The organism is Pseudomonas sp. SAR267 (assembly GCF_052077595.1).
Lineage (GTDB): Bacteria > Pseudomonadota > Gammaproteobacteria > Pseudomonadales > Pseudomonadaceae > Aquipseudomonas > Aquipseudomonas vlassakiae.
The window spans coordinates 3,277,890-3,302,853 of the sequence record NZ_JBQIHU010000001.1 but is presented as its reverse complement, the minus strand read 5'-3'; the positions used below and the strand labels follow the sequence as shown (position 1 = coordinate 3,302,853).

The window sequence follows — 24,964 nt, the reverse complement described above, 5'->3', positions numbered from 1 at the left end:
TCCCGCTCTTTTTTCCCGGAGCGACGTCATGTCCCTGCCCAGCCTTCGCCTCAAAGCCAATGCCGACCGCCGCCTGCGCGCCGGCCACCTGTGGGTCTACAGCAACGAAGTCGACGTCTCCGCGACCCCGCTGCAAGGCTTCCAGGCCGGCCAGCAGGCGGTGCTCGAAGCTGCCAACGGCAAGCCGCTGGGCATTGTCGCGCTGAGCCCGAACAACCTGATCTGCGCTCGCCTGCTATCGCGTGACATCAAGCTGCCACTGGACAAGTCGCTGCTGGTGCATCGCCTGAACGTCGCCCTGTCCCTGCGCGAGCGCCTTTTCGACCAGCCGTGCTACCGCCTGGTGTACGGCGATTCCGACCTGCTGCCGGGCCTGGTGGTTGATCGCTTCTACGACATCCTCGTGGTGCAGTTGGCCTCGGCCACCATGGAAACGCACAAGGACGACGTGATCGCGGCCTTGATCCAGGTGCTCAAGCCTAGCGGCATCCTGTTCAAGAACGACTCCGCCGCCCGCGACGCCGAAGGCCTGCAGCGCTATGTCGAAACCGTCTACGGCGAAGTGCCGGACTGGGTCCCGCTGGAAGAGAACGGCGTCAAGTTCGAAGCTCCGGTACGTGAAGGCCAGAAGACCGGCTGGTTCTACGACCACCGCATGAACCGCGCGCGCCTGGCACCGTATGTCAAAGGCAAGCGGGTGCTCGACCTGTTCAGCTACATCGGTGGCTGGGGCGTGCAGGCTGGCGCGTTCGGCGCCAGCGAAGTGTTCTGCGTCGATGCCTCGGGCTTCGCCCTGGACGGTGTCGAACGCAACGCCGCGCTGAACGGCATCAGCGAGAAACTGACCTGCATCGAAGGCGATGTGTTCGAGGCGCTGCGCGAGCTGAAGGCCGCCGAAGAACGCTTCGACGTGATCATTGCCGACCCACCCGCCTTCATCAAGCGCAAGAAGGACCTGAAAAACGGCGAAGCGGCCTACCGCCGCCTCAACGAACAGGCCATGCGCATGCTGAGCAAGGACGGCATCCTGGTCAGCGCATCGTGCTCGATGCACCTGCCCGAGGACGACCTGCACAACATCCTGCTGACCAGCGCTCGCCACCTGGACCGCAACCTGCAGCTGCTCGAGCGCGGCGGCCAGGGCCCGGACCACCCGGTGCACCCGGCCATCGCCGAAACCCGCTATATCAAGAGCATCACCTGCCGATTGCTGCCCAACAGCTGATCCGCACGGCCCGGGGCGCGATGCGCCCCCGGGCCGGTTTTAGAATTCCAGCACCTGCGACGCGATCCCGAAGTACACCAGCACCCCCGCCGCATCGGCGATCGAGGTCACCAGCGGACCACTGGCGGTAGCCGGGTCGAGCTTCAGGCGAGTGAACAGAAACGGCAAGCTCATGCCGATCAGGCTGCCGACCAACACGATCACCAGCATGCTGCTGGCCACGATCAACGCGATGTCAGCGCCACCTCGCAGTGCCCCCAGCGATGCCACCGCCAAGGCCATGGTGCCGCCGAGCGCCAACGCCACGCCACATTCGCGGCCCAGCATGCGCATCCAGTCGCGCATGACCACCTCCCCCGTCGCCAGCGCCCGTACCATCAAGGTGGCCGACTGCGCCCCGGCGTTCCCCCCGCTGTCCACCAACAGAGGCAGGAAGAACACCAGCACGATATGCGCGGCAATGGTTTCTTCAAAAGCGGCGATACCGGCGCCGGAAAACAGGTTGCCGAACACCAGCAATACCAGCCACAACACTCGCTTGCGGTACAGCAGGCCGACGGTGGCATCGCGCAGGTTACCGACGTGATGGGTGATCGATGCACCTTTGTGGAAGTCTTCGGTTGCCTCCTGGCGAAGCTTTTCCAGCGCTTCGCTGGTCTGGCGATGCGAGAGTGGTTCTTTGCAGCGGATGCAGTTACTGCAGACAGAGTACATGCGAGTCTCCAGGCGCCGACGCAGGCACCCGCGAGCCTCGAACGCAGGGGTTCAAGCCTTCGCAAGCCCTGGCGACAGCGCGCTCAGTGCCAATTTGCAAGTTCGCGGAGAACTGAAACTGGGAAGGTCCATTGAGGTGATTTCTCGTGAAGCCGCACATGCGGCGCGGCGGATGATAGCCAGCCCAGCTGGCGAGGTCTGCCCCGCAGGTGGCATCTCAGAAGCGTCCTACAAGAAGCCGGGAATCCCTCCCAAACCACCGTCCAGACACATCTTCATTCCCTCGCCGCGCCAGCGGTGTAGAATCGGCCTATTCATCGCCAGTCATCCCCGGCGGGTTTATGAGCTCTGGCCAAGCACGCGGCGATCCCGCGCGGTCTTGGGCCCCATCCGTGCCAGTGGCAACCGGCCTGCGGTACAAAGGACAAGAGAAGCTCACTCCCCTTTTTGTGACCTGATTAAGCCGCCAGGAGTGTTTCATGCCTGATTATCGTTCCAAGACTTCCACCCAAGGCCGCAACATGGCCGGCGCCCGCGCCCTGTGGCGCGCCACCGGGATGAAGGACGAAGACTTCAAGAAACCGATCATCGCCATCGCCAACTCGTTCACCCAGTTCGTCCCGGGCCACGTGCACCTGAAGGACCTGGGCCAGCTGGTCGCCCGCGAGATCGAACGCGCCGGTGGCGTGGCCAAGGAATTCAACACCATCGCGGTCGATGACGGCATCGCCATGGGCCACGACGGCATGCTCTACTCGCTGCCGAGCCGCGAGATCATCGCCGACGCCGTCGAGTACATGGTCAACGCCCACTGCGCCGACGCCATCGTCTGCATCTCCAACTGCGACAAGATTACCCCCGGCATGCTGATGGCCGCCCTGCGCCTGAACATCCCGGTGATCTTCGTCTCCGGCGGCCCGATGGAAGCCGGCAAGACCAAGCTGGCCAGCCACGGCCTGGACCTGGTCGATGCCATGGTCATCGCCGCCGACTCCACTGCCAGTGACGAGAAAGTCGCCGAGTACGAGCGCAGCGCCTGCCCGACCTGCGGTTCGTGCTCCGGCATGTTCACCGCCAACTCGATGAACTGCCTGACCGAAGCCCTGGGCCTGGCCCTGCCGGGCAACGGTTCGACCCTGGCCACTCACGCCGACCGCGAGCAGCTGTTCCTTACTGCAGGCCGCACCATCGTCGAGTTGTGCAAGCGCTACTACCAGGAAAACGACGAGTCGGTGCTGCCGCGCAGCATCGCCAACTTCAAGGCGTTCGAGAACGCGATGATGCTGGACATCGCCATGGGCGGTTCGACCAACACCATCCTGCACCTGCTGGCCGCAGCCCAGGAAGGTGAAGTCGAGTTCGACCTGCGCGACATCGATCGCCTGTCGCGCAAGGTACCGCAGCTGTGCAAGGTGGCGCCGAACATCCAGAAGTACCACATGGAAGACGTGCACCGCGCTGGCGGCATCTTCAGCATCCTCGGTTCGCTGGCCCGTGGCGGCCTGCTGCACACCGACCTGCCGACCGTGCACAGCCGCAGCATGGAAGAAGCCATCGCCAAGTGGGACATCACCCAGACCGATGACGAAGCCGTGCACACCTTCTTCAAGGCAGGCCCGGCCGGCATCCCGACCCAGACCGCGTTCAGCCAGTCGACCCGTTGGGAAACCCTCGACGACGACCGTGAAAACGGCTGTATCCGCAGCTTCGAGCACGCCTACTCGCAAGAAGGCGGGCTGGCCGTGCTGTACGGCAATATCGCCCTGGATGGCTGCGTGGTGAAAACCGCCGGCGTCGACGAGTCGATCCACGTCTTCGAAGGCACCGCGAAGATCTTCGAAAGCCAGGACAGCGCCGTGCGTGGCATCCTCGCCGACGAAGTGAAGGCCGGCGACATCGTGATCATCCGTTACGAAGGCCCGAAAGGCGGCCCGGGCATGCAAGAGATGCTCTACCCGACCTCGTACCTGAAGTCCAAGGGACTGGGCAAGGCCTGCGCCCTGCTCACCGACGGCCGCTTCTCCGGCGGCACCTCGGGGCTGTCGATCGGCCACGCCTCGCCGGAAGCCGCTGCTGGCGGCGCCATCGGCCTGGTGCGCGACGGCGACAAGGTGCTGATCGACATCCCCAACCGTTCGATCAACCTGCTGGTCAGCGACGAAGAACTGGCCCACCGGCGCATCGAGCAGGACAAGAAGGGCTGGAAACCGGCTGAAGTGCGCCCACGCAAGGTGACCACCGCGCTGAAGGCCTACGCCCTGCTGGCAACCAGTGCCGACAAGGGTGCTGTACGTAACAAGGCGATGCTCGAAGGGCTGTGAGGCTCTGACAGTGTGAAACAAGAACCGGCGCCTTGAGCGCCGGTTTTTTTTACCTGTACCGGCCTCTTCGCGGGCGCGCCCGCTCCCACAGGTATGGCACAGATTTCAGATACCATGCGGTCCCTGTGGGAGCGGGCGTGCCCGCGAAGAGGCCGGTACAGGCACCACAGAACCTACTGAATCTGCTCCGGCGTCACGATCACCCAGTTCTTGTCCGCCGTCACCGGCAACCCTTCCTTGGCCTGCGCCGCCGCGTTCTTCGCGATCATGCCGTTCAACTGGTCCATGTACTTGGCCTTGCGATTTATCCACAGGTGGATGCCGCCCTTGTTCACATCCACGCCATGGAACTGCATGTAACCATCACTGGTTGGCGTATCGCCTCCCACCAACACTGGCTTTTTCCATTCGTCGATGTAAGTCAGGATCGCCGCCTGCTTGCCTGCCATCCAGGTGGCCGGGGTCCACAGGTAAGGCGTCAGCTCCAGCCCTTCGTTGGCCTTGGCGTCATACTGCCCGGCGCTGATCTGCTTGCGCGCCGTGGTCAGCTGGCCGTTGGCGCGGTCCTTGAGCAACAGGCTGACACCAATCACGTTCTGCGGTTTGACGTTGTAGCCGTACTTGGGGTCGGAAGCGACCATGCGCACCAGCTCTTCGGACGCCGCAGAGATCACGTAGACCTCGATGCCGTTCTCCATCAGCTTGTTGTACAGCTCGGCCTGGCCGGTGAAGACTTTCGGCGGCTGTACTTCAATGGTCTTTACCTGGTCGCCTTCGAAGTAGGTGCTGGGGATTGGCTTGTTCAAGGCCATCATCTCATCGACCTGAGCCTTGAGTTCCTTGAGGGTGAAGCCTGCAAAGACCTGCGCGACCCATGGGTAGCAGACCATGTCGTCGATCTCGCACAGCCGGTAGTAGTAACTGAACAGGCTCTCCTTGTGCTCGGCCGTGTCCTTGAACGGGATCAGCTTGAGTGACGGGTCGAGTTTGTCGCGGGTCAACAGGCCCTTGTTTTCCATGAACGGCAACAGCGCTTCTTCGAGGTCGTAGCGGTAGCTGGTGTTGTCCATGTCGAAGACGGCGTAGTTACCTTTGTTGGCATTGGCGGCAATCATCGCGTCGAGCTGTTTGGCGGCATTAGCAGGCCAATGCTTGAGCTCGGTGGCGAAGCTTTCGACACTGAACAGCAGGGACAAACCCAGGGCGAGGGCTTTCGGAGCGAACTTCATGTGCGAATCTCCTGAAATGACCCGGAAAAACTAGTGCAACACGCGCCGATTCCGGCCTCTCACAACGACCCTGACAGAACCATAAACGTCGTGTTCATTGCCATCCGCGACAGCCTGTTATTCCATATACGACTAAGCAAATTACTTATGGATATAAATTCGTTTCTTTTCAGGCTGTTAGCATTTCCGTTCGCAATCGCTCACCAGAGGCGATGCCTCTTCTGCTTTTTCCTGGAGCTTCAATGAATCTGCCGCTGTCCCTCAACCTGCTGGCGTTCCTGGCCCTGCTGCTAGGCCTGGCGCAAACCGGCCGCACCGATTGGAGCCTGGCCAAGAAAGTCTTGCTGGGCCTGGCGCTGGGCGTCGCGTTCGGCTTGGCCCTGCACAGCATCTACGGCGCCGGCCACCCAGTACTCAAGGCCACTATCAGCTGGCTGGACCTGGTCGGCAACGGCTACGTCGGCCTGCTGCAGATGATCGTCATGCCGCTGATCTTCGCCTCGATCCTCAGCGCCGTGGCCCGTTTGCACAATGCGTCGTCGCTCGGCCGCATCAGCGTGCTGAGCATTGGTACCCTGCTGGTGACCACGGCCATCGCCGCCTTGATCGGTATCGTCCTGACCAACCTGTTCGGCCTGAGTGCCGATGGCCTGGTGGCCGGCGCCCAGGAAAGCGCGCGCATGCAGGTTATCCACAGCGACTATGCAGGCAAGGTTGCCGACCTGAATATCCCGCAGCTGCTGCTGTCGTTCATCCCGAGCAACCCGGTTGGTGACCTGGCACGGGCCAAGCCGACTTCGATCATCAGCGTGGTGATCTTCGCCGTGTTCGTCGGCCTGGCCGCGCTGCAACTGATCAAGGACGACGCCGAGAAAGGCGCGCGCGCCCTGTCGGCCATCGATACCCTGCAGGCTTGGGTAATGCGCCTGGTACGCGTGGTGATGAAGCTCACCCCCTATGGCGTACTGGCGCTGATGACCAAGGTAGTGGCCAGTTCGAACCTGGACGACATCCTCAAGCTGGGCAGCTTCGTGGTGGTGTCCTACCTGGGCCTGGCGCTGATGTTCGTGGTCCACGGCATCATCCTTGCCGCCACCGGCGTGAGCCCGTTGCGCTTCTTCCGCAAGGTCTGGCCAGTGCTGACCTTTGCCTTCACCAGCCGCTCCAGTGCCGCCAGCATCCCGCTGAACATCGAGGCGCAAACCCGCCGCCTGGGCGTGCCGCAGTCGATTGCCAGCTTCAGTGCATCGTTCGGCACCACCATTGGCCAGAACGGCTGCGCGGGCCTCTATCCGGCCATGTTGGCGGTGATGGTAGCGCCAGCGGTGGGCATCGATACCTTCGATCCGCTGTGGATCGCGACCTTGGTGGCGATCGTGACGCTGAGTTCGGCGGGTGTGGCTGGCGTCGGTGGCGGAGCGACGTTTGCCGCGCTGATCGTGCTGCCGGCCATGGGCTTGCCGGTCGAGCTGGTGGCGCTGCTGATTTCGGTGGAACCGCTGATCGACATGGGCCGCACGGCGCTGAACGTGAATGGGTCGATGACGGCGGGCGTGGTGACCAGCCAGCTGCTGAAAGAAACCGACAAGGACGTGCTGGCTGGCGATGAGCATGCCGAGCTGAGCCACTCCTGAGGATAATTGGGGCCGCTGTGCGCCCCTTCGCGGGCACGCCCGCTCCCACATCGGTCCAGTGGAAGCGGGCGTGCCCGCGAAGGGCTGCAAAGCAGCCCCAGCTATCTCAAACCTTGTCCCAGACCTCGAAGTGATAGGCAGGCTTGCCTTCTTCGGCCTGGGCCTCGCTCGACACGCGCTTCCACTGGCTTTGATCAAACTCGGGAAACAAGGCATCCCCCTCCGGCGACAGTTCGACCCGCGTCAGGTACATCCGGCTCACCAGCCCCTTCTCCAGCGCCTGTCCATAGAGCTGCGCCCCGCCAATCAGCATCAGCTCGCCGACGCCCTGCTCACGTGCCCACTGCTCTGCCCGGGCCACCGCCGCCTCCAGCGAGGCGTACACCTCGGCCCCGGCCAGTTCCAGGCCCGCCTGCCGGCTGACCACGATGTTCAACCGCCCCGGCAACGGCCGGCCCAGCGAATCCCAGGTCTTGCGCCCCATGATGATAGGCTTGCCCAGGGTGGTGGCCTTGAAGTACTTGAAGTCCCCCGGCAGGTGCCAGGGCATGGAGTTGTCGATGCCGATCACGCGGTTCTCGGCGTGAGCCGCGATCAGGCTGAGGGGGAGTGATGTATTCATGCCAGCGAGGATAGCACCGGGCGTGTGGGTTATGCTTCTCCCCTGAACCACGCAATGGAAGACCTTGTGACTGCACCGACTCCACTGGACAAGCGCTGGCTCACCGAAGCGGTACGCCTGCGCGAGGAACACGCAGGCCTGCTGGACGACCAGGAGGCCAACCGCCACGCCCGCCAGCAAGGCGGCGACCTGGCCGCGCGCATCGAAACCCGTGCACTGTGGCTGGCCGAGCGCGATGGCATGACCTCGGCCTTGCGCCACTGGAAGCAAGGCGCACGCCTGGCGCTGCTGGCCCTGATGCTGCTGGCGGTTTTCAGCGGCGCGGGCTTGGCCTTCGCCGCCCTCGGTGACGGCCAGCGCCCGGTCAACGTGTTCTGGGCCCTGGGCAGCCTGCTTGGTTTGAACCTGCTGATGCTGCTGGGCTGGGCCGTGGGCTTTGCCTTGAGCGGCGAGCACGGTGCCAGCCTCGGCCGCCTGTGGCTATGGTTGAGTGAACGCTTCGCCCGCGATGCCAAGGCCGCGCACCTGGCGCCGGCGCTGCTGGTGCTGCTACAACGCCAGCGCCTGAACCGCTGGCTGCTTGGCGCCCTTGTGCACGGCCTGTGGCTGCTGGCGATGGTTGCGGCCGTGGTCCTGCTGCTGACCTTGCTGGCCACTCGTCGATACGGCTTTGTCTGGGAAACCACCCTGCTGGCCGCCGACCCGTTCATTCACCTGACTCAAGCCCTCGGCGCATTGCCCTCGCTGCTCGGCTTCGCCGTACCGGACGAGGCCATGATCCGCGCCAGCGGCGATACCCTCCCCGCTTTGGACATCACCCGCCAAGCCTGGGCCAGCTGGCTGCTCGGCGTGGTGCTGGTGTACGGCCTGCTGCCACGCCTGCTGCTGGCCGGGTTGTGCCTGTGGCGCTGGCGGCAGGGCCGTGCCCGGCTGACGCTCGATCTCAGCCTGCCGGGGTATGCGCAGTTGCGCGACGCCCTGATGCCGCGCAGCGAACGCATCGGCGTGCAGGATGCCGCCCCCGAAGCGCTGCCGCAGTTTCAGGCCGGCCAGCTGGAAAGCGGCAGCAGCGGCGCCTTGCTGGTAGGCCTGGAACTCGACGACCAACGCCCTTGGCCGCCCGCCTTGCCCAAGGCGGTAACCGACGCCGGCGTGCTCGACAGCCGCGAGTCGCGCAACAAGCTGCTCGAACAGCTCAGCCGCTTCCCGCCGGCGCGCCTGGCCATCGCTTGCGACCCATGCCGCTCACCCGACCGCGGCAGCCTGGCGCTGCTCGCGGAGCTGGCACGCAATGCCGGCGCCACCCGCATCTGGCTGCTTCAGGCGGCCCCCGGCCAGGCCCTGGACGCCGAACGCCTGGGCGACTGGCACGACGCCCTTGACCGCCTCGGCCTGCCCCATGCCGACACTTCGCCCCTGACCTGGCTGGAGCATGGCCATGACTGAGCCGCTGAAACTGGCCGTGGTCGGCCACACCAATGTCGGCAAGACTTCGCTGCTGCGCACGCTCACCCGCGACGTCGGCTTCGGCGAAGTCTCGCACCGCCCCAGCACCACCCGCCACGTCGAGGGTGCGCGGCTGTCGGTGGACGGTGAACCGCTGCTGGAGCTCTACGACACCCCCGGCCTGGAAGACGCCATCGCCCTGCTCGACTACCTCGAGCGCCTGGAGCGCCCCGGCGAACGCCTGGACGGCCCGGCCCGCCTTGAACGCTTCCTGCAAGGCAGCGAGGCACGCCAGCGCTTCGAGCAGGAAGCCAAGGTGCTGCGCCAGTTGCTGGCGAGCAATGCCGGCCTGTATGTGATCGACGCCCGGGAGCCCGTGCTGGCCAAGTACCGCGACGAACTGGAAGTGCTGGCCAGCTGCGGCAAGCCGCTGTTGCCGGTGCTCAACTTCGTCGCCAGCAGCCGGCACCGCGAGCCGGAATGGCGTGAAGCCCTTGCCCGGCTTGGGCTTCACGCATTGGTGCGGTTCGACAGTGTGGCCCCGCCAGAGGATGGCGAACGCCGTCTGTACGAGAGCCTGGCCCTGCTGCTGGAAGAAGCCCGACCAGCCCTGCAACGGCTGATCGACGACCAGCAAGCCCAGCGCCTGGCACGCCAGCACAGCGGCAAGCGGCTGATCGCCGAACTGCTGCTCGACTGCGCCGCCTGCCGGCGCAGCGTCGAGGCCGAGCCGGCAGCTGAAGCCAGGGCCATCGAGGCCTTGCGCCAGGATGTGCGCCAACGCGAGCAGCGATGCGTAGAGGCGCTGCTCAAGCTGTATGCCTTCCGCCGTGAAGATGCCAACGCCGGTGATTTGCCGTTGCTGGACGGGCGCTGGGGCGATGACCTGTTCAATCCCGAGACCCTGAAACTGCTGGGTGTACGTTTGGGTAGCGGCGTGGCGGCCGGGGCTGCAGCCGGGGCCGGCGTTGACCTGCTGGTTGGCGGCCTGACCCTCGGCGCTGCCGCGCTGGCGGGGGCAATTGCCGGTGGCGCGCTGCAGACGGCACGCAACTATGGGTCGCGGCTCATGGGCAAGCTGAAGGGCCAGCGCGAGCTGACGGTGGATGACACGGTGCTGCGGCTGCTGGCGTTGCGTCAGCAGCAGTTGATGGTGGCACTGGATGGCCGCGGACATGCGGCCCAGGACAGCATCCGGCTGGGCGAACTGGATGAGAAGGCCTGGCGTGAGGGGAAGCTGCCGGAGGCATTGAGCAAGGCGCGTGCGCATCCGCAATGGTCGACGCTCAACCCTGGGGCGAAGCTCAATCAGGCTGAGCGGCAGGAACAGCTGGAGGCATTGGTTTCACAGATCTGATTCAGCAGGTCTGGCCCCTTCGCGGGCACGCCCGCTCCCACAGGTATTGTGTGGTCCCTGTGGGAGCGGGCGTGCCCGCGAAGGGGCCGGTACAGGCAACCTTCAGAGCGAGGCCAGTGCCTTCTCTTTGAGCAGCCCCAGGTCCATCACCGGCACCCCGACCTCCTTGGCCATCTCGTCCCACTCGCGCATCCGCAAACTGACCTCGAACAGCGGATCGCGCTCGAAGGCATCTGCCTCGTCAGCGCTCATGACCCCACCTTGATATTCCAGCGTCCGCCGGCTCGCCTCGCTCAACCGTTGGTAATACCCCGGCTGGCGCAAAGTCAGATAACGCTTGGCCTCCACGTGATACTGCACCAGCCGCGCCATGCGCTCGCCAAAGCCACAACGGCGCAGGTACTCGGCACCGATGCGCTCGTGGCTGACTACGCCATAGCCCCCCATGCTGGCGTCGCCGCCGCACAGGTGGCCAATGTCGTGGAAGAACGCCGCCAGCACCACTTCATCGTCGTAACCCTCGGCCATGGCCAGCTGTGCAGCCTGGGACATGTGTTCGAGCTGATTGATGGCTTCACCGATGTAGTCGTCGCTGCCATGCTGCTCATACAAGTTGAACAGCTTGTCGATGGTCTGGGCTGACGTAAGCATTGGCTTCACTCCTGGGCTTATTGTTGCGCCACTTTCTCCGATTTGCCGTCATAGCGCTTGCGCCATTCACTGAGGATCTCGTCGCGGTTCTTCGAGGCCCAGGCAAAGTCGTTCTTGATCAGGCGCTGTTCATAGTCGGCTGGCAGCTCGGTCTGCGGCTTGGCAATGCCTGGCGCGGCCAGTACGGCAAAGTTGTCCTTGTACAGCTCCATGGCCGCCGGGCTTGCCGAGAAATCGGCCAGGCGCTTGGCTGCGTCAGCCTTCGGTGAGCCCTTGATCACGGCGGTCGCCTCGATCTCCCAGCCCAGGCCTTCCTTCGGCAGCACGATGTCCAGCGGCGCGCCCTGGCGCTTGAGCTGCACGGCCGGGTACTCGAACGAGATGCCGATCGGGAACTCGCCCGCCGCCGCCAGCTTGCACGGCTTGGAACCGGAGTGCACGTACTGGCCGATGTTCTGGTGCAAGGCGTCCATATACGCCCAGCCTTGCGGCTCGCCGAAGGTCTGCAGCCAAGCGCTGACGTCGAGGAAGCCGGTACCGGAGGAAGCCGGGTTAGGCATGACGATCTTGCCTTTGTACTCAGGCTTGGTCAGGTCCTGCCAGCTCACTGGCTTGGTCAGGCCTTGCTTCTCGGCTTCGACGGTGTTGAAGCAGATGGTCGCGGCCCACACGTCCATGCCGACCCAGGCTGGCGGGTTGGCCGCATCGCGGTAGTTCGCGGAGATCTTGCCCAAATCTTTCGGCGCGTAGGCTTCGAGCATGCCGTTCTGGTCGAGGATGGCCAGGCTGGAGGCGGCCAGGCCCCAGACCGCGTCGGCTTGCGGGCGGTCTTTCTCGGCCAGCAGCTTGGCAGTGATGATGCCGGTGGAATCACGCACCCACCTGATCTCGATGTCCGGGTTGGCCTTTTCGAAGGCCTGCTTGTAGCTCTTGAGCTGCTCGGCTTCCAGGGCGGTATAGACGGTCAGCTGGGTGGCTGCGGCCGAAGCCTGCAGGCTGAAAACGGCGGATACGGCAGCGGCAAGGGCGAGGGGCTTGAACATGATGCGTTTCCTGTGGGAGTGGGCAGTCGGTCAATGGCCTGGGGCGCGCTGGCGCCAGGCCTGGGAGCGGCGCAGCAGGCCGCGTGAAGCACCGGCCAACAGCAGAGAAGCAGCGGCGCTGGTCAGCAGGATCAGGGTCGACATGGCGGCCGCGCCGCCAACGTTGCCGGCATCGTCCATGTTCAGCACGGCGACGGCGGCGAGGATGGTGTCGGGGCTGTAGAGGAAGATCGCTGCCGACACGGTGGTCATCGCCGAGACGAACAGGTAGCGGATGATGTCCAGCAGCGCCGGCAGGCAGATCGGCACGGTAACCCGCACGAAGTGCTTGTACAGCGGCGCCTTGAGCGACAGCGCGGCGGCCTCGAACTCGCCGTCGAGCTGGCGCAGCGCGGTGGCGGCAGTCATCTGCGCGGTGGTCAGGTAGTGGGCGATGGTGCACAGCACCAGCAGCGCCATGCCGCCATAGAACACATGCAACGGGTTGCTGCTGAGGTTGAAGAAGAACACGTAGCCCAGGCCCAGCACCAACCCAGGCACCGCCATGGGGATGAAACTGAGCAGGCGCAGGGCCTGGTTGAGCAGGCGCTGCCCTTGGGTTTTCTCCATCAGGTAGGCGCCGGTGAAGATCACGATGCTACCGATCAGCGCGGTGCACAGGGCCATGGTCACGCTGTTGCGGTAGGCCAGCCAGCCGCCACCGGCGGTGTCGTCGAACATGTAGTGCTTGAACGACAGGGTCAGGTTATATGGCCAGAAGGTCACCAGCGACGCGTACACCGCCATGCCGATCACCACCAGCAGGGCCGCGCAAATCAGCAGCACGATGGCCAGGAAGCAGGTATCTCGGCAGCGCGATGGCTTGGGCTCGAAAACCTGGGCGCGGCCGCTCATTGCTTCTGCCTGGCGCCGACGGAGCCAGGCATCGACGCCGAAGCTGAGCAGCGCTGGCAGCAGCAACACCATGCCGATCAACGCACCGCGGCCGAACTGCTGCTGGCCGACCACCGCCTTGTAGGCTTCCAGCGCCAGCACCTGGTAGTCGCCACCGACCACGACCGGCACGCCGAAGTCGGTGATGGTCAGGGTGAACACCAGGCAGAACGCGGCGAACAGCGCCTGACGCGTGGCGGGCCAGGTGATGCTGCAGAACGCCCGCCAAGGCCCAGCGCCCATGCTCGATGCCGCGTCGAACAGTCGTGCGTCGGCCAGCGCCAGGGCCGAGAGCAGGATCATCAGCGCATGGGGGAAGGTGTAGATGGCCTCGCCGAGCACTATGCCCCAGAAACCGTAGATGTTGTCGCTGAGCAGGCTACGCAGCACGCCCTGGTTGCCGAACAGGTAGACCAGCGCAATCGCCGGGAGCATCGACGGCGCCAGCAGCGGCAGCAGCGAGATGCCGCGCCACAGGCCCTTGGCCGGGATCAGCGTACGCTGCAAGGCGTAAGCGAACAGGTACGCCAGCGGCACCACGATGGCCGCCACCGTGCACGCCACCGACAGACTGTTGCCGATCAGCCAGTGGAAGTTTTCGCTGGCGAACAGTTCGCGGGCGGCCAACCAGCCTCCACCTTGGCCGGCTTCGCCGCTGAAGCCTTTCCAGAATATGGCCAGCAGCGGCAGCAACACGGCCAGCAGCAACAGGATCAACAGCAGGCTCTTGCCACCGATGACGAACAGGCGGTCACCCAGGGCGACGTCGCGGCATCGCGCATCCTTGGGCTGGGTCAACGGCAGGGACATTGGCGCGGCCATTTCAGGCAAACACCTGGAGGCTCTGCGGCGGCAAGGCCACCCAGATATCCTGCGAACCCAGGCGTGGCATGGCTTCCGGCGCCAGTTCGGCGAGCAACGCATGACCCGGCAGGGCCTTGAGCTCGAAGCTCATGCGGCAGCGGTTGCCCAGGAACGTGATTTCGCGAACCTTGGCCGGGAACAGGTTTTCCTCGTGCATCACCGGGTTCACTGTGATTGCCTCCGGGCGGCAGAACAGCCGGCCACTGCGGGCGGTACCCGCGTTGGTCGCCAGGCGCATGCTCATGGCGCCGACCTGGGCGTGGCTGTCGCTACTGCGCTGGAACGGCAGCCAGTTGCCCTGGCCGACGAACTCGGCGACGAACGGCGTGGCCGGCTGGTCGTAGATTTCCTGCGGGGTCGCGTATTGCTCGACCTGGCCGTTATTCATCACCGCAATGCGGTCGGCCATGAGCATGGCTTCGTCCTGGTTGTGGGTAACCATCAATGTGGTGATACCCAGTTGGCGCTGCAACTGGCGCAGCTCGGTGCACAGGTGCTCACGTACCCGGGCATCCAGCGCCGACATCGGTTCGTCGAGCAGCAGCAGCGAGGGTGATGGCGCCAGCGCACGGGCCAGGGCCACACGTTGCTGCTGGCCGCCGGACAGTTGACCGGGGTATTTCTTTTCGCTACCGGACAGGCCAATCAGTTCGAGCATTTCTGCCACACGCTGACGGCTTTCGTCGCGGCTGGTGCCGGTCAGGCCGTAGGCGATATTGGCTTCGACGGTCAGGTTGGGGAACAGCGCGTAGGACTGGAACAGGATGCCGTAGTCCCGGGCCTGGGGAGGCAGCTCGGAAATATCGCGTTCACCGATGTACAGCGCGCCGCAGTCCTGGCGTTCAAGGCCGGCAATGCAGCGCAGCAGGGTGGTCTTGCCGCAACCGGACGGGCCGAGCAGGCAGACCAGTTCACCGGCGGCGATGTCCAGGGACACATTGTTCAACGCCGTAAAGGCACCGAAACGCTTGTGGATACCGCGCACTTTCATCTGTGCGCCCGGAGTGGCGTGGTTCATGGCAAGGCCTCATCGAACAAGTGAGGGCCATGCTAGGAAGGCTGTGCGAAGGTTCTGTGGCTTTAGGGCAAAAGCCGGTGATAGTGGTATAGGCAGATTTTGTATGGCTTTCGGACCTCTTCGCGGGCACGCCCGCTCCCACAGGGACTGCGCAGAACTCAAAAGCTGTGCGGTCCTTGTGGGAGCGGGCGTGCCCGCGAAGCAAGCAACACCGATCTAGAACTGTGAACCCACCACTTCCTGCGCCACGCCAAGGAACGCCGCAGGCAGCCGGGCCTGACGCCGCTCCTTCAGGCAATACAGGTACTCATGCATCACCGGCGCATTCTCCAGTGCCAGCACCCGCAGCTCGGTGTTGTGCGGCACCTCATGCCGGGCAATCACGCTGATGCCGATATTGCGCAGTACCGCCTCGCGGATGGACTCGCGGCTGCCAATCTCCAGCAATGCCCCGGCCTTGACCCCGGCCTCCAGCATCATCTGCTCGGTCAGCTTGCGCGTGGTCGAGCCCTTCTCGCGCATCAGCAGGCAATGCCCTGCCAGCACCTCGATGGATACCGCCTGCCGATGCGCCAACGGATGATTGCGATGCACCGCCACCACCAGCGGGTCGGTGCCCAACACCCGTCGCACCAGCCGGGCATCTTCCACCAGTTGCGACGAGGCGGCGATATCCACCCGGTAGTCTTCGAGCATCTCCAGCACTTGCTGCGAGTTGCCGATCTCCACCGTCAATTCGACGTGGGGCAGGCGCTCGCGAAAGATCTTCACCAGGTCGAGGATGTAGTAGGGCGCGGTGGCAGCGATGCGCAAACTGCCCTGGGCCTGGCCGCTGTTACGCAGCTCGAACTCGATATCGGCCTCTTGCTGCAGCAGCGCCTTGACCATTGGCAACAGCCGCACGCCCTCCTCGCTCAACACCAGGCGCCGACCGCCGCGGTAGAACAGCTCCACCGCATAGTGGCTTTCCAGGCTGCGGATCTGTGTTGTCACCGTCGGCTGGCTGAGCCCGAGCTTCTTCGCCGCCAGGGTGATGCTGCCCAGGCGGGCCACCATGTAGAAGGCTTTGAGCTCGGCACTCAGCATTGCAGGACCTCATTTGCGCAGCAGGCGCAAACCGTTGAACACCACCAGCAGGCTCACGCCCATGTCGGCAAACACCGCCATCCACATGGTCGCCATGCCGGCAAAGGTGATCGCCAGGAATATCGCCTTGATGCCCAGCGCCAGAACGATGTTCTGCGTCAGGATCGCCGCACTTTGGCGCGACAGCCTGACGAACGCCGGGATTTTACGCAAGTCGTCATCCATCAGCGCCACGTCGGCAGTCTCGATCGCCGTGTCGGTACCCGCCGCCGCCATGGCGAAGCCGATTTCGGCGCGGGCCAAGGCTGGCGCGTCGTTGATGCCATCGCCAACCATGCCCACCCGGTGCCCTTCGGCGTACAGCTGCTCGATGCTTTGCAGCTTGTCGGCCGGCAACAGGTTGCCCTCGGCACGGTCGATACCCACCTGGGCGGCGATGGCCTGGGCGGTGTGCGGATTATCACCGGTCAGCATGACGGTCTTGATGCCCAGTGCATGCAGTTCGGCGATGGCCTGGCGGCTGCTGTCCTTGACCGTGTCGGCCACGGCAAACAGGGCCAACGGCCCGGAACGGTCGAGCAGCAGGACTACGGTCTTGCCCTGACGCTCCAGTGTATCCAGTTGGGCTTCCAGCTCCGGCGAGCACAGGCCCAACTCCTCGACCAACCGGTGGTTGCCCAGGTGGTAGGTTTCGCCGTCGATATCACCGCGCACGCCACGGCCGGCCAGGGCGGCGAATTCGCTGACCTCGCTCAGCGGCAGGTTCTGCGCCTTGGCGAACTGGGCGATGGCGCCCGACACCGGGTGATCGGAACGGTCGGCCAGGCTCGCCGCCAACGCCTGGGCGCGGCCCTCGAACAGCGGGTCAAGCACCTTGGCATCGGTTTGCACCGGTTTGCCGTGGGTGATGGTGCCGGTCTTGTCCAGGGCGAGGAAATCCAGCTTGCGGCCACCTTCCAGATAAACCCCGCCCTTGATCAGGATGCCTTTGCGCGCCGCAGCGGCCAGGCCACTGACGATGGTCACAGGCGTGGAGATGACCAGCGCACACGGGCAAGCCACCACCAGCAGTACCAACGCGCGGTACACCCAATCGAACCAGGCACCGGCCATGAACAGCGGCGGAATCACTGCCAACGCCAAGGCGACGATGAACACCACCGGGGTGTAGAGGCGCGAGAACTGGTCGACGAAACGCTGGGTGGGCGCACGCGCACCTTGGGCTTCTTCGACGGCCTTGATGATGCGTGCCAGGGTCGATTGCCCTGCAGCGGCCGTTACGCGGTATTCCAGCGCACCCGCCTGGTTGATGGTGCCGGCGAACAGTTTGTCGCCCGCCGCCTTTTCCACAGGCAGGCTCTCGCCGGTGATCGGCGCCTGATCGACACTCGATTGCCCGCTGACCACTTCACCATCCAGGCCGATGCGTTCGCCTGGGCGCACCCGCACCAAGGCACCTATCGCCACCTCACGCACCTCCACCTCATGCCACTGGCCATCGGCCTGCTGTACCGTGGCCATGTCCGGAGTCAGCTGCATCAGCCCGCCGATGGCATTGCGCGCACGGTCCAGCGAACGCGCCTCGATCAGCTCGGCAACGCTAAACAGCACCATGACCATGGCTGCTTCCGGCCACTGGCCAATCAGCACGGCGCCGGTCACGGCAATGCTCATCAGCGCATTGATGTTGAGATTGCGGTTCTTCAGGGCGATCCAGCCCTTCTTGTAGGTGCCCAGGCCGCAGCCGAGGATTGCCGCCAGCGCGAGCGCGGCCACCAGCCATTGCGGCGCTAGGCTGGCGAAGTGCACGATTTCCGCGGCGATCGCGGCAATACCCGACAGGGCCAGCGGCCACCAACGGGCCTTGTGCGGCTGCGCTGCGGCGCCGCTGCCGTCGTCTTCAGCAGTCAACGGCTCGGCCTTCATGCCCAGGCTGTCGATGGCGCGCTCAATCTCGCCGGTGCCGTTCAAGGTATGGCGCACACCGAGCACGCGGTTGATCAGGTTGAATTCGAGCTGCTCGATGCCCGCCAGCTTGCCCAGCTTGTCCTGGATCAGGGTCTGCTCGGTGGGGCAGTCCATGGCGTCGATGCGAAAGCGGCTGAGCTGGGCGTGGCTGCTGGCCTTCTCGCTCAGTTGCACCAACGCGGGCGCAGCGCTTGAGCCACAGCAACTGTGACCGTGAGCGACGTGGCCATGGTCTCGTTCACCATGGGCATGATCGTGTGGATGGTTGTGTTCATGGCTGACAGGCTGGTTCATGGGGTCATCCTTAAATTGAGCCTGTTGCCAAGTGAACACCCTGTAGCCACTATAGGGTCAAGCCACTTGCTGGAGATTTCGTCATGAAAATCGGAGAACTGGCCAAAGCCACCGACTGCGCCGTGGAAACCATCCGCTATTACGAGCGCGAACAATTGCTACCGGAGCCGGCACGCACCGAAGGTAATTACCGGCAGTACACCCAGGCCCATGTCGAGCGGCTGACCTTTATCCGCAACTGCCGAACGCTGGACATGACCCTGGATGAAATCCGCAGCCTTTTACGCCTGCGCGATAGCCCTGACGACTCGTGCGGCAGTGTCAATGCGCTGATCGATGAGCATATCGAGCATGTGCAGGCGCGGATCGATGGCCTGGTGGCGTTGCAGGAGCAGCTGGTGGAGCTGCGGCGGCGCTGCAATGCGCAAGGGGCGGAATGCGCGATCTTGCAGCAACTGGAGACGAACGGCGCGGTATCGGTACCGGACACCGAGCATTCGCATGTGGGGCGAAGCCACGGGCATTGAGATGGCTGGGGCTGCTTTGCAGCCCTTTCGCGACACAAGGCCGCTCCCACAAAAGCACTGCGTACGCCGGTCGATGTAGGAGCGGCCTTGCGTCGCGAAAGGGGCGCAAAGCGCCCCCAGCATTCTGGAGAATTACACCGCCATCGGCGCCGTCATCGGCGCATGGTGCTCATACCCTTCCAGGCTGAAGTCGCTCGGTTCGATCTTCTCCAACCACTCCGGCTCGTACTTGCCGGTCTTGGCGAACTCCGGCACACGGTCGCTGATCACCAACTTCGGCGCTTCCAGCGGCTCGCGCTTGAGCTGCTCGTTAAGCATGTCCAAGTGGTTTTCATACACGTGGGCATCGCCTATGAAGTAGGTGAACCAGCGCGGGGTGTAGCCGGTGAGGCGGCCGAACAGCGAGAGCAGCGCCGCGCCTTCGGTGAGGTTGAATGGCGTGCCCAGGCCCAGGTCATTGGAGCGGATGTAAAGCGTCAGGGATATTTCCCTGGTCTCGACGTTCGGGTGGAACTGGTACAACAGATGGCACGGGGGCAGGGCCATTTCGTCGAGCTGGGCACAGTTCCAGCCGTGGAACAGGATGCGCCGGCTGCCTGGGTCGTTGGCGATGGTATCCAGGCACTGGCGCACCTGGTCGATGGCCTTGTACAGGATGACGAAGGCCACGCCATCCTCTTCGTCCTGGGCGATGCGGCGGAAACCGGCCTGCTCGGCCATTTCGATGGCTGCCGGGTTGCTCAACGGGATGCGCTTGTAGCCCGGCCACTGGCGCCATTGCACGCCGTAGATCTCGCCGAGGTCGTCATGGCCCTGGCGGAACGGGTTGGCCAGCCACTGCGCGTTCTCGTTGGCGTTCTGGTCCCAGACCTTGCAGCCCAGTTCGCGGAACTCACCGGCGTTCTTCACGCCACGCAGGAAGCCGACCATCTCGCCGATCGCCGACTTGAACGCCAGCTTGCGCGTAGTGATGGCCGGGAAGCCTTTTTGCAGGTCGAAACGCAGCATGGCGCCCGGCAGGCTGATGGTGCGGATGCCGGTGCGATTGCCCTGCAGGGTGCCGTTTTCGATAACGTCGCGGACCAGGTCCAGATACTGTTTCATGGCTTACCTGTAACGAAAACGGCAGGGGGATCACCCCTGCCGTGGGAATAATCAGGCGGGTTTCGCCGTGGGCTTGCGATTATAAGCCCACCAGATCAGGCCGAGGCCAGCCAGGATCATCGGCACGCAGAGAATCTGACCCATGGTCAGCCAGCCCCAGGCGATGTAACCGAGCTGGGCGTCTGGCACCCGGACGAATTCGACGATGAAGCGGAAGATGCCGTAGAACAGCGCGAACATCCCGGATACCGCCATGGTTGGCCGCGGCTTGCGCGAGAACAGCCAGAGGATGAGGAACAGCGCCACGCCTTCCAGGGCGAACTGGTACAGCTGGGACGGGTGGCGCGGCAGCTGGGCCGGGTCGCTGAACGGTGGGAAGATCATCGCCCATGGCACGTCGGTAGGCTTGCCCCACAGCTCGGCGTTGATGAAGTTGCCGATGCGCCCGGCGCCCAGGCCGATCGGCACCAGCGGCGCGACGAAGTCCATCAGTTCGAAGAACGACTTGTTGTTGCGCTTGCCGAACCACAGCGCGGCCAGCATCACACCGATGAAGCCACCGTGGAACGACATGCCGCCTTTCCAGACCTCGAAGATCAGCGTCGGGTTGGCCAGGTAGGCATGCAGGTCGTAGAACAGCACGTAACCCAGGCGCCCGCCCACGATCACCCCCATCGACAACCAGAACACCAGGTCGGAAAGTTTCTCGCGGGTCCAGGTCGGGTCGAAGCGGTTGAGCCGGCGCGAGGCGAGCAGCCAGGCGCCGCCGATGCCGACCAGGTACATCAGGCCGTACCAGTGGATTTTCAGTGGCCCGAGGGCTACGGCCACGGGGTCTATCTGCGGGTAAGGCAGCATGGAACTTCCTCTCGATTCAAATCAGAAAGCTGAGGCCGACGCAGAACAGCAAGGCTGCGAACAGGCGTTTCAACAGGCGTGGCGACAGCTTGTGCGCCAGGCGTGCGCCGAAGCGTGCGAAAAACATGCTGGTCACGGCAATGCCGATCAGCGCCGGCAGGTAGACGAAACCCAGGCTGTGGGGCGGCAGGTGTTCCTCGTGCCAGCCCAGCAGCATGAAACTCAGGGCGCTGGCCAAGGCAATCGGCAGGCCGCAGGCTGACGAGGTCGCCACGGCCTTTTGCATCGGCAGGCCGCGCCAGGTCAGGAACGGCACGGTCAGCGAGCCGCCGCCGATGCCGAAGATCGCCGAAGCCCAACCGATCACGCCGCCGGCGCCAATCAAGGCCGGCTTGCCAGGGATGCCATGGCTGGCCTTGGGCTTGAGGTCCAAGGCCATCTGCGCAGCGATGATCAGGGCGAATACACCGATGATCTTCTGCAACTGCGGGCCCTGGATCAACGAAGCGGTCTTGGCGCCGATACCGGCGCCGATGAGGATACCGAGGGTCATCCAGGCGAAGATCGGCCATTGCACCGCGCCCTTGCGATGATGCTCGAGCACGGCGTTGATCGAGGTGAAGACGATGGTCGCCAGCGAGGTACCCACTGCCAGGTGGGTCAGCACCGACGCGTCGAAGCCCTGCAAGGTAAAGCTGAACACCAGCACCGGCACGATGATGATGCCGCCACCCACGCCGAACAGCCCGGCCAGCACGCCGGCGCAGGCACCCAACAGCAGATAGAGCACGAATTCCATTCGTCTTCCCCGAGAAAACAATCCGGCATGGTAACGGAAGCCGGGCTCGGGGCTCTAGTGAACTCTGTGACAGGATGGATCGACACCCGTGCAGTGGGTACAGTGGGCAAAAACACAGAGGCCCAACCTATGTGCCTGATCGTATTCGCCTGGCGGCCCAGGCATGCCCTGCCGCTGATCGTCGCGGCCAACCGTGACGAGTTCTACGCCCGCCCGACCCAGGCCCTGGCTGCCTGGGACGATGCGCCCGGGGTACATGCCGGGCGCGACCTTGAAGCGGGCGGTACCTGGCTGGGCGTTGGCCCGCAGGGGCGCTTTGCGGCGCTGACCAATATCCGCGACCCTGGCCAGGTGCTGGGGCCGCGCTCGCGCGGCGAGCTGGTGGCGGCATATCTTCAGGGTGAACTGGGAGTAGAGGCCTACCTCGACCAGGTCGCCAGCCGCAGCGGGCAGTATTCAGGGTTCAACTTGCTGGTGGGTGATGGTCATCAGCTGGGCTACCTGCATGCCCGGGATGTGGCGCCACGCTTGCTGGAGGCCGGGGTGTACGGGCTGTCCAATGCCGGGCTGGATACGCCGTGGCCGAAGCTGGTGAAAGCGCGCACCGGGTTGCAGGAGATGCTGGACACGGCAGATCCACAGCGGTTGTTGGCGTTGCTGGCAGACAACGAGCCGGCAGCCGACGGTGAGTTACCGGAGACAGGCGTAGGGGTGGCGACCGAGAAGTTGCTGTCGAGTGTGTTTATTGCCAGCCAGAACTATGGCACTCGGGCGAGTACCGTGCTGATTGTCGATGATCAGGGGAGAAGGCGGCTGGTTGAGCGCAGCTTCGGGCCATTTGGCGGGCATCTTGGGGAAGTCAGCCTGGAAGTGTGATGTTGAATTCACCGGCCTCTTCGCGGGCACGCCCGCTCCCACAGGGATCGCGCTGTGCCTGTGGGAGCGGGCGTGCCCGCGAAGAGGCCGGTACAGGCAACCTCAAATTCAGAGGGACTTGTTGGCCCCGGGCCCGATCATCCGCGCCAGGCCTAGGTTCTTCAGGGCCAGCTGCAGCGAGCTGTGGATAACTTGCGGGTTGTCATGGCTCAAGGCTTCAACGAGCAACTCCTTGGCCTTGCTCATGTTCACCTGGCGCAGCATCCACTTCACTTTCGGCAAGTTGGTGGCGTTCATCGACAGGCTGTCGAAGCCCATGGCCATCAACAGGATCGCTGCCGCCGGGTCACCGGCCATCTCGCCGCAGATGCTCACCGGCTTGCCTTCGCCATGGGCATCACGCACCACGGTATTGAGCGCCTGCAGCACCGCCGGGTGCAGGTAGTCGTAAAGGTCGGCGACCCGCGGGTTGTTGCGGTCCACCGCCAACAGGTACTGGGTGAGGTCGTTGGAACCGACCGAGAGGAAGTCCACCTGCCGCGCCAGCTCCCTGGTCTGGTACACCGCCGCAGGGATTTCCACCATCACGCCCACTGGCGGCATCGGCACGTCGGTGCCTTCGTCGCGTACCTCCCCCCAGGCACGGTGGATCAGATGCAGCGCCTCTTCCAGCTCGTGAATGCCGGAAATCATCGGCAGCAGGATGCGCAGGTTGTTCAGGCCCTCGCTGGCCTTGAGCATGGCGCGGGTCTGCACCAGGAAGATTTCCGGGTGATCGAGGGTGACGCGGATGCCGCGCCAGCCGAGGAACGGGTTTTCTTCCTTGATCGGGAAGTACGAAAGCGCCTTGTCGCCACCGATGTCGAGGGTACGCATGGTCACCGGCAGCGGGTGGAAGGCCGCCAGTTGCTCGCGGTAGATCGCCAGCTGCTCCTTCTCGCTGGGAAAGCGCTGGTTGATCATGAACGGCACTTCGGTGCGGTACAGGCCAACCCCTTCGGCCCCGCGCTGCTGGGCGCGGGCCACATCGGCGAGCAGGCCGGTGTTGACCCACAACGGCATGCGGTGGCCGTCGGGGGTGACGCACGGCAGTTCACGCAGGGCGTCGAGGCCTTGGGCCAGCTGGCGCTCTTCCTCGACCACATCGCTGTACTGCTTGCGCAGCACCTCACTGGGGTTGGTGAACACCTCGCCCTTGTAGCCGTCGACGATCATCTCGATGCCGTCGACCTTGGAATACGGTAGGTCGACCAGGCCCATCACCGTCGGGATGCCCATGGCACGGGCGAGGATGGCGACGTGGGAGTTGCCCGAACCCAGTACCGAAACCAGGCCTGCCAGCTTGCCCTCCGGCACTTCGCCGAGCATCGCCGGGGTCAGCTCTTCGCTGACCAGGATGGTGTTGTCGGCATACACCAGCGACTGCGAGCGGGCTTCCTGCAGGTAGGCCAGCAAGCGCCGGCCAAGGTCCTTAACATCCGAGGCGCGCTCGCGCAGGTAGTCGTCGTCCATCAGCTCGAAACGGTTGACGTGCTCGCCAACCACCTGGCGCAAGGCACCTTGAGCCCACTGGCCGGTCTTGATGACTTCGATCACTTCGCCGCCGAGGGCGGCGTCTTCGAGCATCATCAGGTACACATCGAACAGTGCGCGCTCTTCCGGGCGCAGCTGGGTCGCCAGCTTGGCCGACAGCTTGCGCATGTCTTCACGCACGCCTTCAAGGGCGTTCTGGAACAGTTTCAGCTCGGCGTCGATGTCATCGACGGTCTTGTCCGGCACCACTTCCAGGTCGGCCGGTGGCAGCATGACCACGGCACGCCCGACAGCAGCGCCTGGCGAGCCAGGTACACCGACGAAGCGCGCTTCCTGAATGCCCTTGCCCTGGCGACCCAGGCCGCGGATCGAGCCCGTGGCTTCGGCATGGGCGATAACCCCGGCGAGCTGGGCGCTCATGGTGACGAGGAAGGCTTCTTCACCTTCATCGAACTGGCGACGCTCCTTCTGCTGGATGACCAGTACCCCGACCACGCGGCGGTGGTGGATGATCGGCGCACCGAGGAAGGAGGCAAATTTCTCTTCGCCGGTTTCGGCGAAGTAGCGATAACGCGGGTGATCGGCGGCGTTTTCCAGGTTCAGCGGCTCTTCCCGGGTACCGACCAGGCCGACCAGGCCCTCGTTGGGGGCCATGCTGACCTTGCCGATGGAACGCTTGTTCAGGCCTTCGGTGGCCATCAGTACGAAGCGGTTGGTTTCCGGGTCGAGCAGGTACACCGAGCAGACCTGGCTGCCCATGGCCTCCTTGACGCGCAAGACAATGATCCCCAACGCCGTCTTGAGATCTTTGGCGGAGTTCACTTCCTGGACGATCTTGCGCAGCGTATTGAGCATGGCTCGG

The 24,964-nt window shown here is 64.3% G+C and carries 20 protein-coding genes; 7 read left to right on the top strand and 13 right to left on the bottom strand.

The features are described from left to right. Positions 1–28 precede the first annotated feature (28 nt). Complete coding sequence (locus ACTORR_RS15685) at positions 29–1,225, top strand: class I SAM-dependent rRNA methyltransferase (protein ID WP_054885518.1); 1,197 nt, start codon at positions 29–31, stop codon at positions 1,223–1,225. A 39-nt stretch (positions 1,226–1,264) separates the two neighbouring features. On the opposite strand, the gene ACTORR_RS15680 is transcribed toward ACTORR_RS15685, so the two are convergent. Then, the gene (locus ACTORR_RS15680) at positions 1,265–1,939 is read right to left on the bottom strand and encodes a magnesium transporter (protein WP_249342229.1); all 675 of its coding nucleotides are present in this window, start codon (positions 1,937–1,939) and stop codon (positions 1,265–1,267) included. A gap of 479 nt (positions 1,940–2,418) precedes the next feature. On the opposite strand from ACTORR_RS15680, the gene ilvD reads away from it, so the two are divergent. Continuing rightward, positions 2,419–4,260 carry a dihydroxy-acid dehydratase gene (gene ilvD / locus ACTORR_RS15675; protein WP_054885517.1) on the top strand — a complete coding sequence of 614 codons (1,842 nt, stop codon included), beginning with the start codon at positions 2,419–2,421 and terminating at the stop codon, positions 4,258–4,260. A 173-nt stretch (positions 4,261–4,433) separates the two neighbouring features. On the opposite strand, the gene ACTORR_RS15670 is transcribed toward ilvD, so the two are convergent. After that, positions 4,434–5,489, bottom strand: a complete 1,056-nt coding sequence (locus ACTORR_RS15670; RefSeq protein ID WP_313364796.1) for a haloacid dehalogenase-like hydrolase — start codon at positions 5,487–5,489, stop codon at positions 4,434–4,436. Between the two features lie 242 nt (positions 5,490–5,731). On the opposite strand from ACTORR_RS15670, the gene ACTORR_RS15665 reads away from it, so the two are divergent. Then, complete coding sequence (locus ACTORR_RS15665) at positions 5,732–7,123, top strand: L-cystine transporter (RefSeq protein ID WP_441343710.1); 1,392 nt, start codon at positions 5,732–5,734, stop codon at positions 7,121–7,123. Between the two features lie 106 nt (positions 7,124–7,229). Here ACTORR_RS15665 and ACTORR_RS15660 read toward each other — a convergent pair whose 3' ends face one another. Continuing rightward, positions 7,230–7,745 carry a dihydrofolate reductase gene (locus tag ACTORR_RS15660; RefSeq protein ID WP_313364797.1) on the bottom strand — a complete coding sequence of 172 codons (516 nt, stop codon included), beginning with the start codon at positions 7,743–7,745 and terminating at the stop codon, positions 7,230–7,232. Positions 7,746–7,799: 54 nt separating this feature from the next. Here ACTORR_RS15660 and ACTORR_RS15655 point away from each other — a divergent pair, with 54 nt between their 5' ends. Together ACTORR_RS15655 and ACTORR_RS15650 are read left to right on the top strand one after the other, a co-directional pair. After that, entirely contained in the window at positions 7,800–9,191 is a 1,392-nt protein-coding gene (locus ACTORR_RS15655) for a DUF2868 domain-containing protein (protein ID WP_313364798.1), read from the top strand. Next, complete coding sequence (locus ACTORR_RS15650; protein ID WP_313364799.1) at positions 9,184–10,548, top strand: GTPase/DUF3482 domain-containing protein; 1,365 nt, start codon at positions 9,184–9,186, stop codon at positions 10,546–10,548. Before ACTORR_RS15655 ends, ACTORR_RS15650 begins: the two co-directional genes overlap by 8 nt. A 102-nt stretch (positions 10,549–10,650) precedes the next feature. Here ACTORR_RS15650 and ACTORR_RS15645 read toward each other — a convergent pair whose 3' ends face one another. The 6 genes from ACTORR_RS15645 to ACTORR_RS15620 all read right to left on the bottom strand — a co-directional run bounded on the left by ACTORR_RS15645 (position 10,651) and on the right by ACTORR_RS15620 (position 18,405). Next, entirely contained in the window at positions 10,651–11,199 is a 549-nt protein-coding gene (locus ACTORR_RS15645; RefSeq protein WP_313365431.1) for a phosphonate degradation HD-domain oxygenase, read from the bottom strand. Positions 11,200–11,216: 17 nt separating this feature from the next. Continuing rightward, positions 11,217–12,242: a putative 2-aminoethylphosphonate ABC transporter substrate-binding protein gene (locus ACTORR_RS15640; RefSeq protein WP_313365432.1), complete on the bottom strand. Its 1,026-nt coding sequence runs from the start codon at positions 12,240–12,242 to the stop codon at positions 11,217–11,219. Between the two features lie 30 nt (positions 12,243–12,272). Beyond that, complete coding sequence (locus ACTORR_RS15635; protein WP_313365433.1) at positions 12,273–13,997, bottom strand: putative 2-aminoethylphosphonate ABC transporter permease subunit; 1,725 nt, start codon at positions 13,995–13,997, stop codon at positions 12,273–12,275. Between the two features lies 1 nt (position 13,998). Continuing rightward, positions 13,999–15,057, bottom strand: a complete 1,059-nt coding sequence (locus ACTORR_RS15630; RefSeq protein ID WP_313365434.1) for a putative 2-aminoethylphosphonate ABC transporter ATP-binding protein — start codon at positions 15,055–15,057, stop codon at positions 13,999–14,001. A gap of 216 nt (positions 15,058–15,273) precedes the next feature. Then, a complete protein-coding gene (locus ACTORR_RS15625) occupies positions 15,274–16,143 on the bottom strand; it encodes a LysR family transcriptional regulator (RefSeq protein ID WP_313365435.1) in 870 nt (289 codons plus the stop codon). Positions 16,144–16,152: 9 nt separating this feature from the next. Next, positions 16,153–18,405 carry a heavy metal translocating P-type ATPase gene (locus ACTORR_RS15620; protein WP_054885507.1) on the bottom strand — a complete coding sequence of 751 codons (2,253 nt, stop codon included), beginning with the start codon at positions 18,403–18,405 and terminating at the stop codon, positions 16,153–16,155. A gap of 83 nt (positions 18,406–18,488) precedes the next feature. Here ACTORR_RS15620 and cadR point away from each other — a divergent pair, with 83 nt between their 5' ends. Continuing rightward, positions 18,489–18,932 carry a cadmium resistance transcriptional regulator CadR gene (gene cadR / locus ACTORR_RS15615; RefSeq protein ID WP_027920939.1) on the top strand — a complete coding sequence of 148 codons (444 nt, stop codon included), beginning with the start codon at positions 18,489–18,491 and terminating at the stop codon, positions 18,930–18,932. Between the two features lie 132 nt (positions 18,933–19,064). Here the strand turns inward: cadR and ACTORR_RS15610 are convergent, their stop codons facing one another. From ACTORR_RS15610 to ACTORR_RS15600, 3 genes are read right to left on the bottom strand one after another with little or no spacing between them, the layout of a single operon-like run. Then, a complete protein-coding gene (locus tag ACTORR_RS15610; RefSeq protein WP_054885506.1) occupies positions 19,065–20,036 on the bottom strand; it encodes a thymidylate synthase in 972 nt (323 codons plus the stop codon). 51 nt (positions 20,037–20,087) lie between these two features. After that, positions 20,088–20,894, bottom strand: coding sequence for a prolipoprotein diacylglyceryl transferase (lgt, locus tag ACTORR_RS15605; RefSeq protein ID WP_054885505.1), 807 nt, complete (start codon positions 20,892–20,894; stop codon positions 20,088–20,090). A gap of 16 nt (positions 20,895–20,910) precedes the next feature. Continuing rightward, positions 20,911–21,693 carry a sulfite exporter TauE/SafE family protein gene (locus ACTORR_RS15600; protein ID WP_313365436.1) on the bottom strand — a complete coding sequence of 261 codons (783 nt, stop codon included), beginning with the start codon at positions 21,691–21,693 and terminating at the stop codon, positions 20,911–20,913. 129 nt (positions 21,694–21,822) lie between these two features. On the opposite strand from ACTORR_RS15600, the gene ACTORR_RS15595 reads away from it, so the two are divergent. Continuing rightward, on the top strand, positions 21,823–22,569 hold the full coding sequence (locus ACTORR_RS15595) for an NRDE family protein (protein WP_313365437.1): 747 nt from the start codon (positions 21,823–21,825) through the stop codon (positions 22,567–22,569). 108 nt (positions 22,570–22,677) lie between these two features. Here ACTORR_RS15595 and ptsP read toward each other — a convergent pair whose 3' ends face one another. Next, a complete protein-coding gene (gene ptsP, locus ACTORR_RS15590) occupies positions 22,678–24,957 on the bottom strand; it encodes a phosphoenolpyruvate--protein phosphotransferase (protein WP_054885502.1) in 2,280 nt (759 codons plus the stop codon). Positions 24,958–24,964: the final 7 nt, after the last annotated feature.

Bases quoted from the DNA above. Each gene is read 5' to 3' on its own strand.
- ACTORR_RS15685 (WP_054885518.1), top strand. From the start codon at position 29: ATGTCCCTGCCCAGCCTTCGCCTCAAAGCCAATGCCGACCGCCGCCTG.
- ACTORR_RS15680 (WP_249342229.1), bottom strand. From the start codon at position 1,939: ATGTACTCTGTCTGCAGTAACTGCATCCGCTGCAAAGAACCACTCTCG.
- ilvD (WP_054885517.1), top strand. From the start codon at position 2,419: ATGCCTGATTATCGTTCCAAGACTTCCACCCAAGGCCGCAACATGGCC.
- ACTORR_RS15670 (WP_313364796.1), bottom strand. From the start codon at position 5,489: ATGAAGTTCGCTCCGAAAGCCCTCGCCCTGGGTTTGTCCCTGCTGTTC.
- ACTORR_RS15665 (WP_441343710.1), top strand. From the start codon at position 5,732: ATGAATCTGCCGCTGTCCCTCAACCTGCTGGCGTTCCTGGCCCTGCTG.
- ACTORR_RS15660 (WP_313364797.1), bottom strand. From the start codon at position 7,745: ATGAATACATCACTCCCCCTCAGCCTGATCGCGGCTCACGCCGAGAAC.
- ACTORR_RS15655 (WP_313364798.1), top strand. From the start codon at position 7,800: ATGGAAGACCTTGTGACTGCACCGACTCCACTGGACAAGCGCTGGCTC.
- ACTORR_RS15650 (WP_313364799.1), top strand. From the start codon at position 9,184: ATGACTGAGCCGCTGAAACTGGCCGTGGTCGGCCACACCAATGTCGGC.
- ACTORR_RS15645 (WP_313365431.1), bottom strand. From the start codon at position 11,199: ATGCTTACGTCAGCCCAGACCATCGACAAGCTGTTCAACTTGTATGAG.
- ACTORR_RS15640 (WP_313365432.1), bottom strand. From the start codon at position 12,242: ATGTTCAAGCCCCTCGCCCTTGCCGCTGCCGTATCCGCCGTTTTCAGC.
- ACTORR_RS15635 (WP_313365433.1), bottom strand. From the start codon at position 13,997: ATGGCCGCGCCAATGTCCCTGCCGTTGACCCAGCCCAAGGATGCGCGA.
- ACTORR_RS15630 (WP_313365434.1), bottom strand. From the start codon at position 15,057: ATGAACCACGCCACTCCGGGCGCACAGATGAAAGTGCGCGGTATCCAC.
- ACTORR_RS15625 (WP_313365435.1), bottom strand. From the start codon at position 16,143: ATGCTGAGTGCCGAGCTCAAAGCCTTCTACATGGTGGCCCGCCTGGGC.
- ACTORR_RS15620 (WP_054885507.1), bottom strand. From the start codon at position 18,405: ATGAACCAGCCTGTCAGCCATGAACACAACCATCCACACGATCATGCC.
- cadR (WP_027920939.1), top strand. From the start codon at position 18,489: ATGAAAATCGGAGAACTGGCCAAAGCCACCGACTGCGCCGTGGAAACC.
- ACTORR_RS15610 (WP_054885506.1), bottom strand. From the start codon at position 20,036: ATGAAACAGTATCTGGACCTGGTCCGCGACGTTATCGAAAACGGCACC.
- lgt (WP_054885505.1), bottom strand. From the start codon at position 20,894: ATGCTGCCTTACCCGCAGATAGACCCCGTGGCCGTAGCCCTCGGGCCA.
- ACTORR_RS15600 (WP_313365436.1), bottom strand. From the start codon at position 21,693: ATGGAATTCGTGCTCTATCTGCTGTTGGGTGCCTGCGCCGGCGTGCTG.
- ACTORR_RS15595 (WP_313365437.1), top strand. From the start codon at position 21,823: ATGTGCCTGATCGTATTCGCCTGGCGGCCCAGGCATGCCCTGCCGCTG.
- ptsP (WP_054885502.1), bottom strand. From the start codon at position 24,957: ATGCTCAATACGCTGCGCAAGATCGTCCAGGAAGTGAACTCCGCCAAA.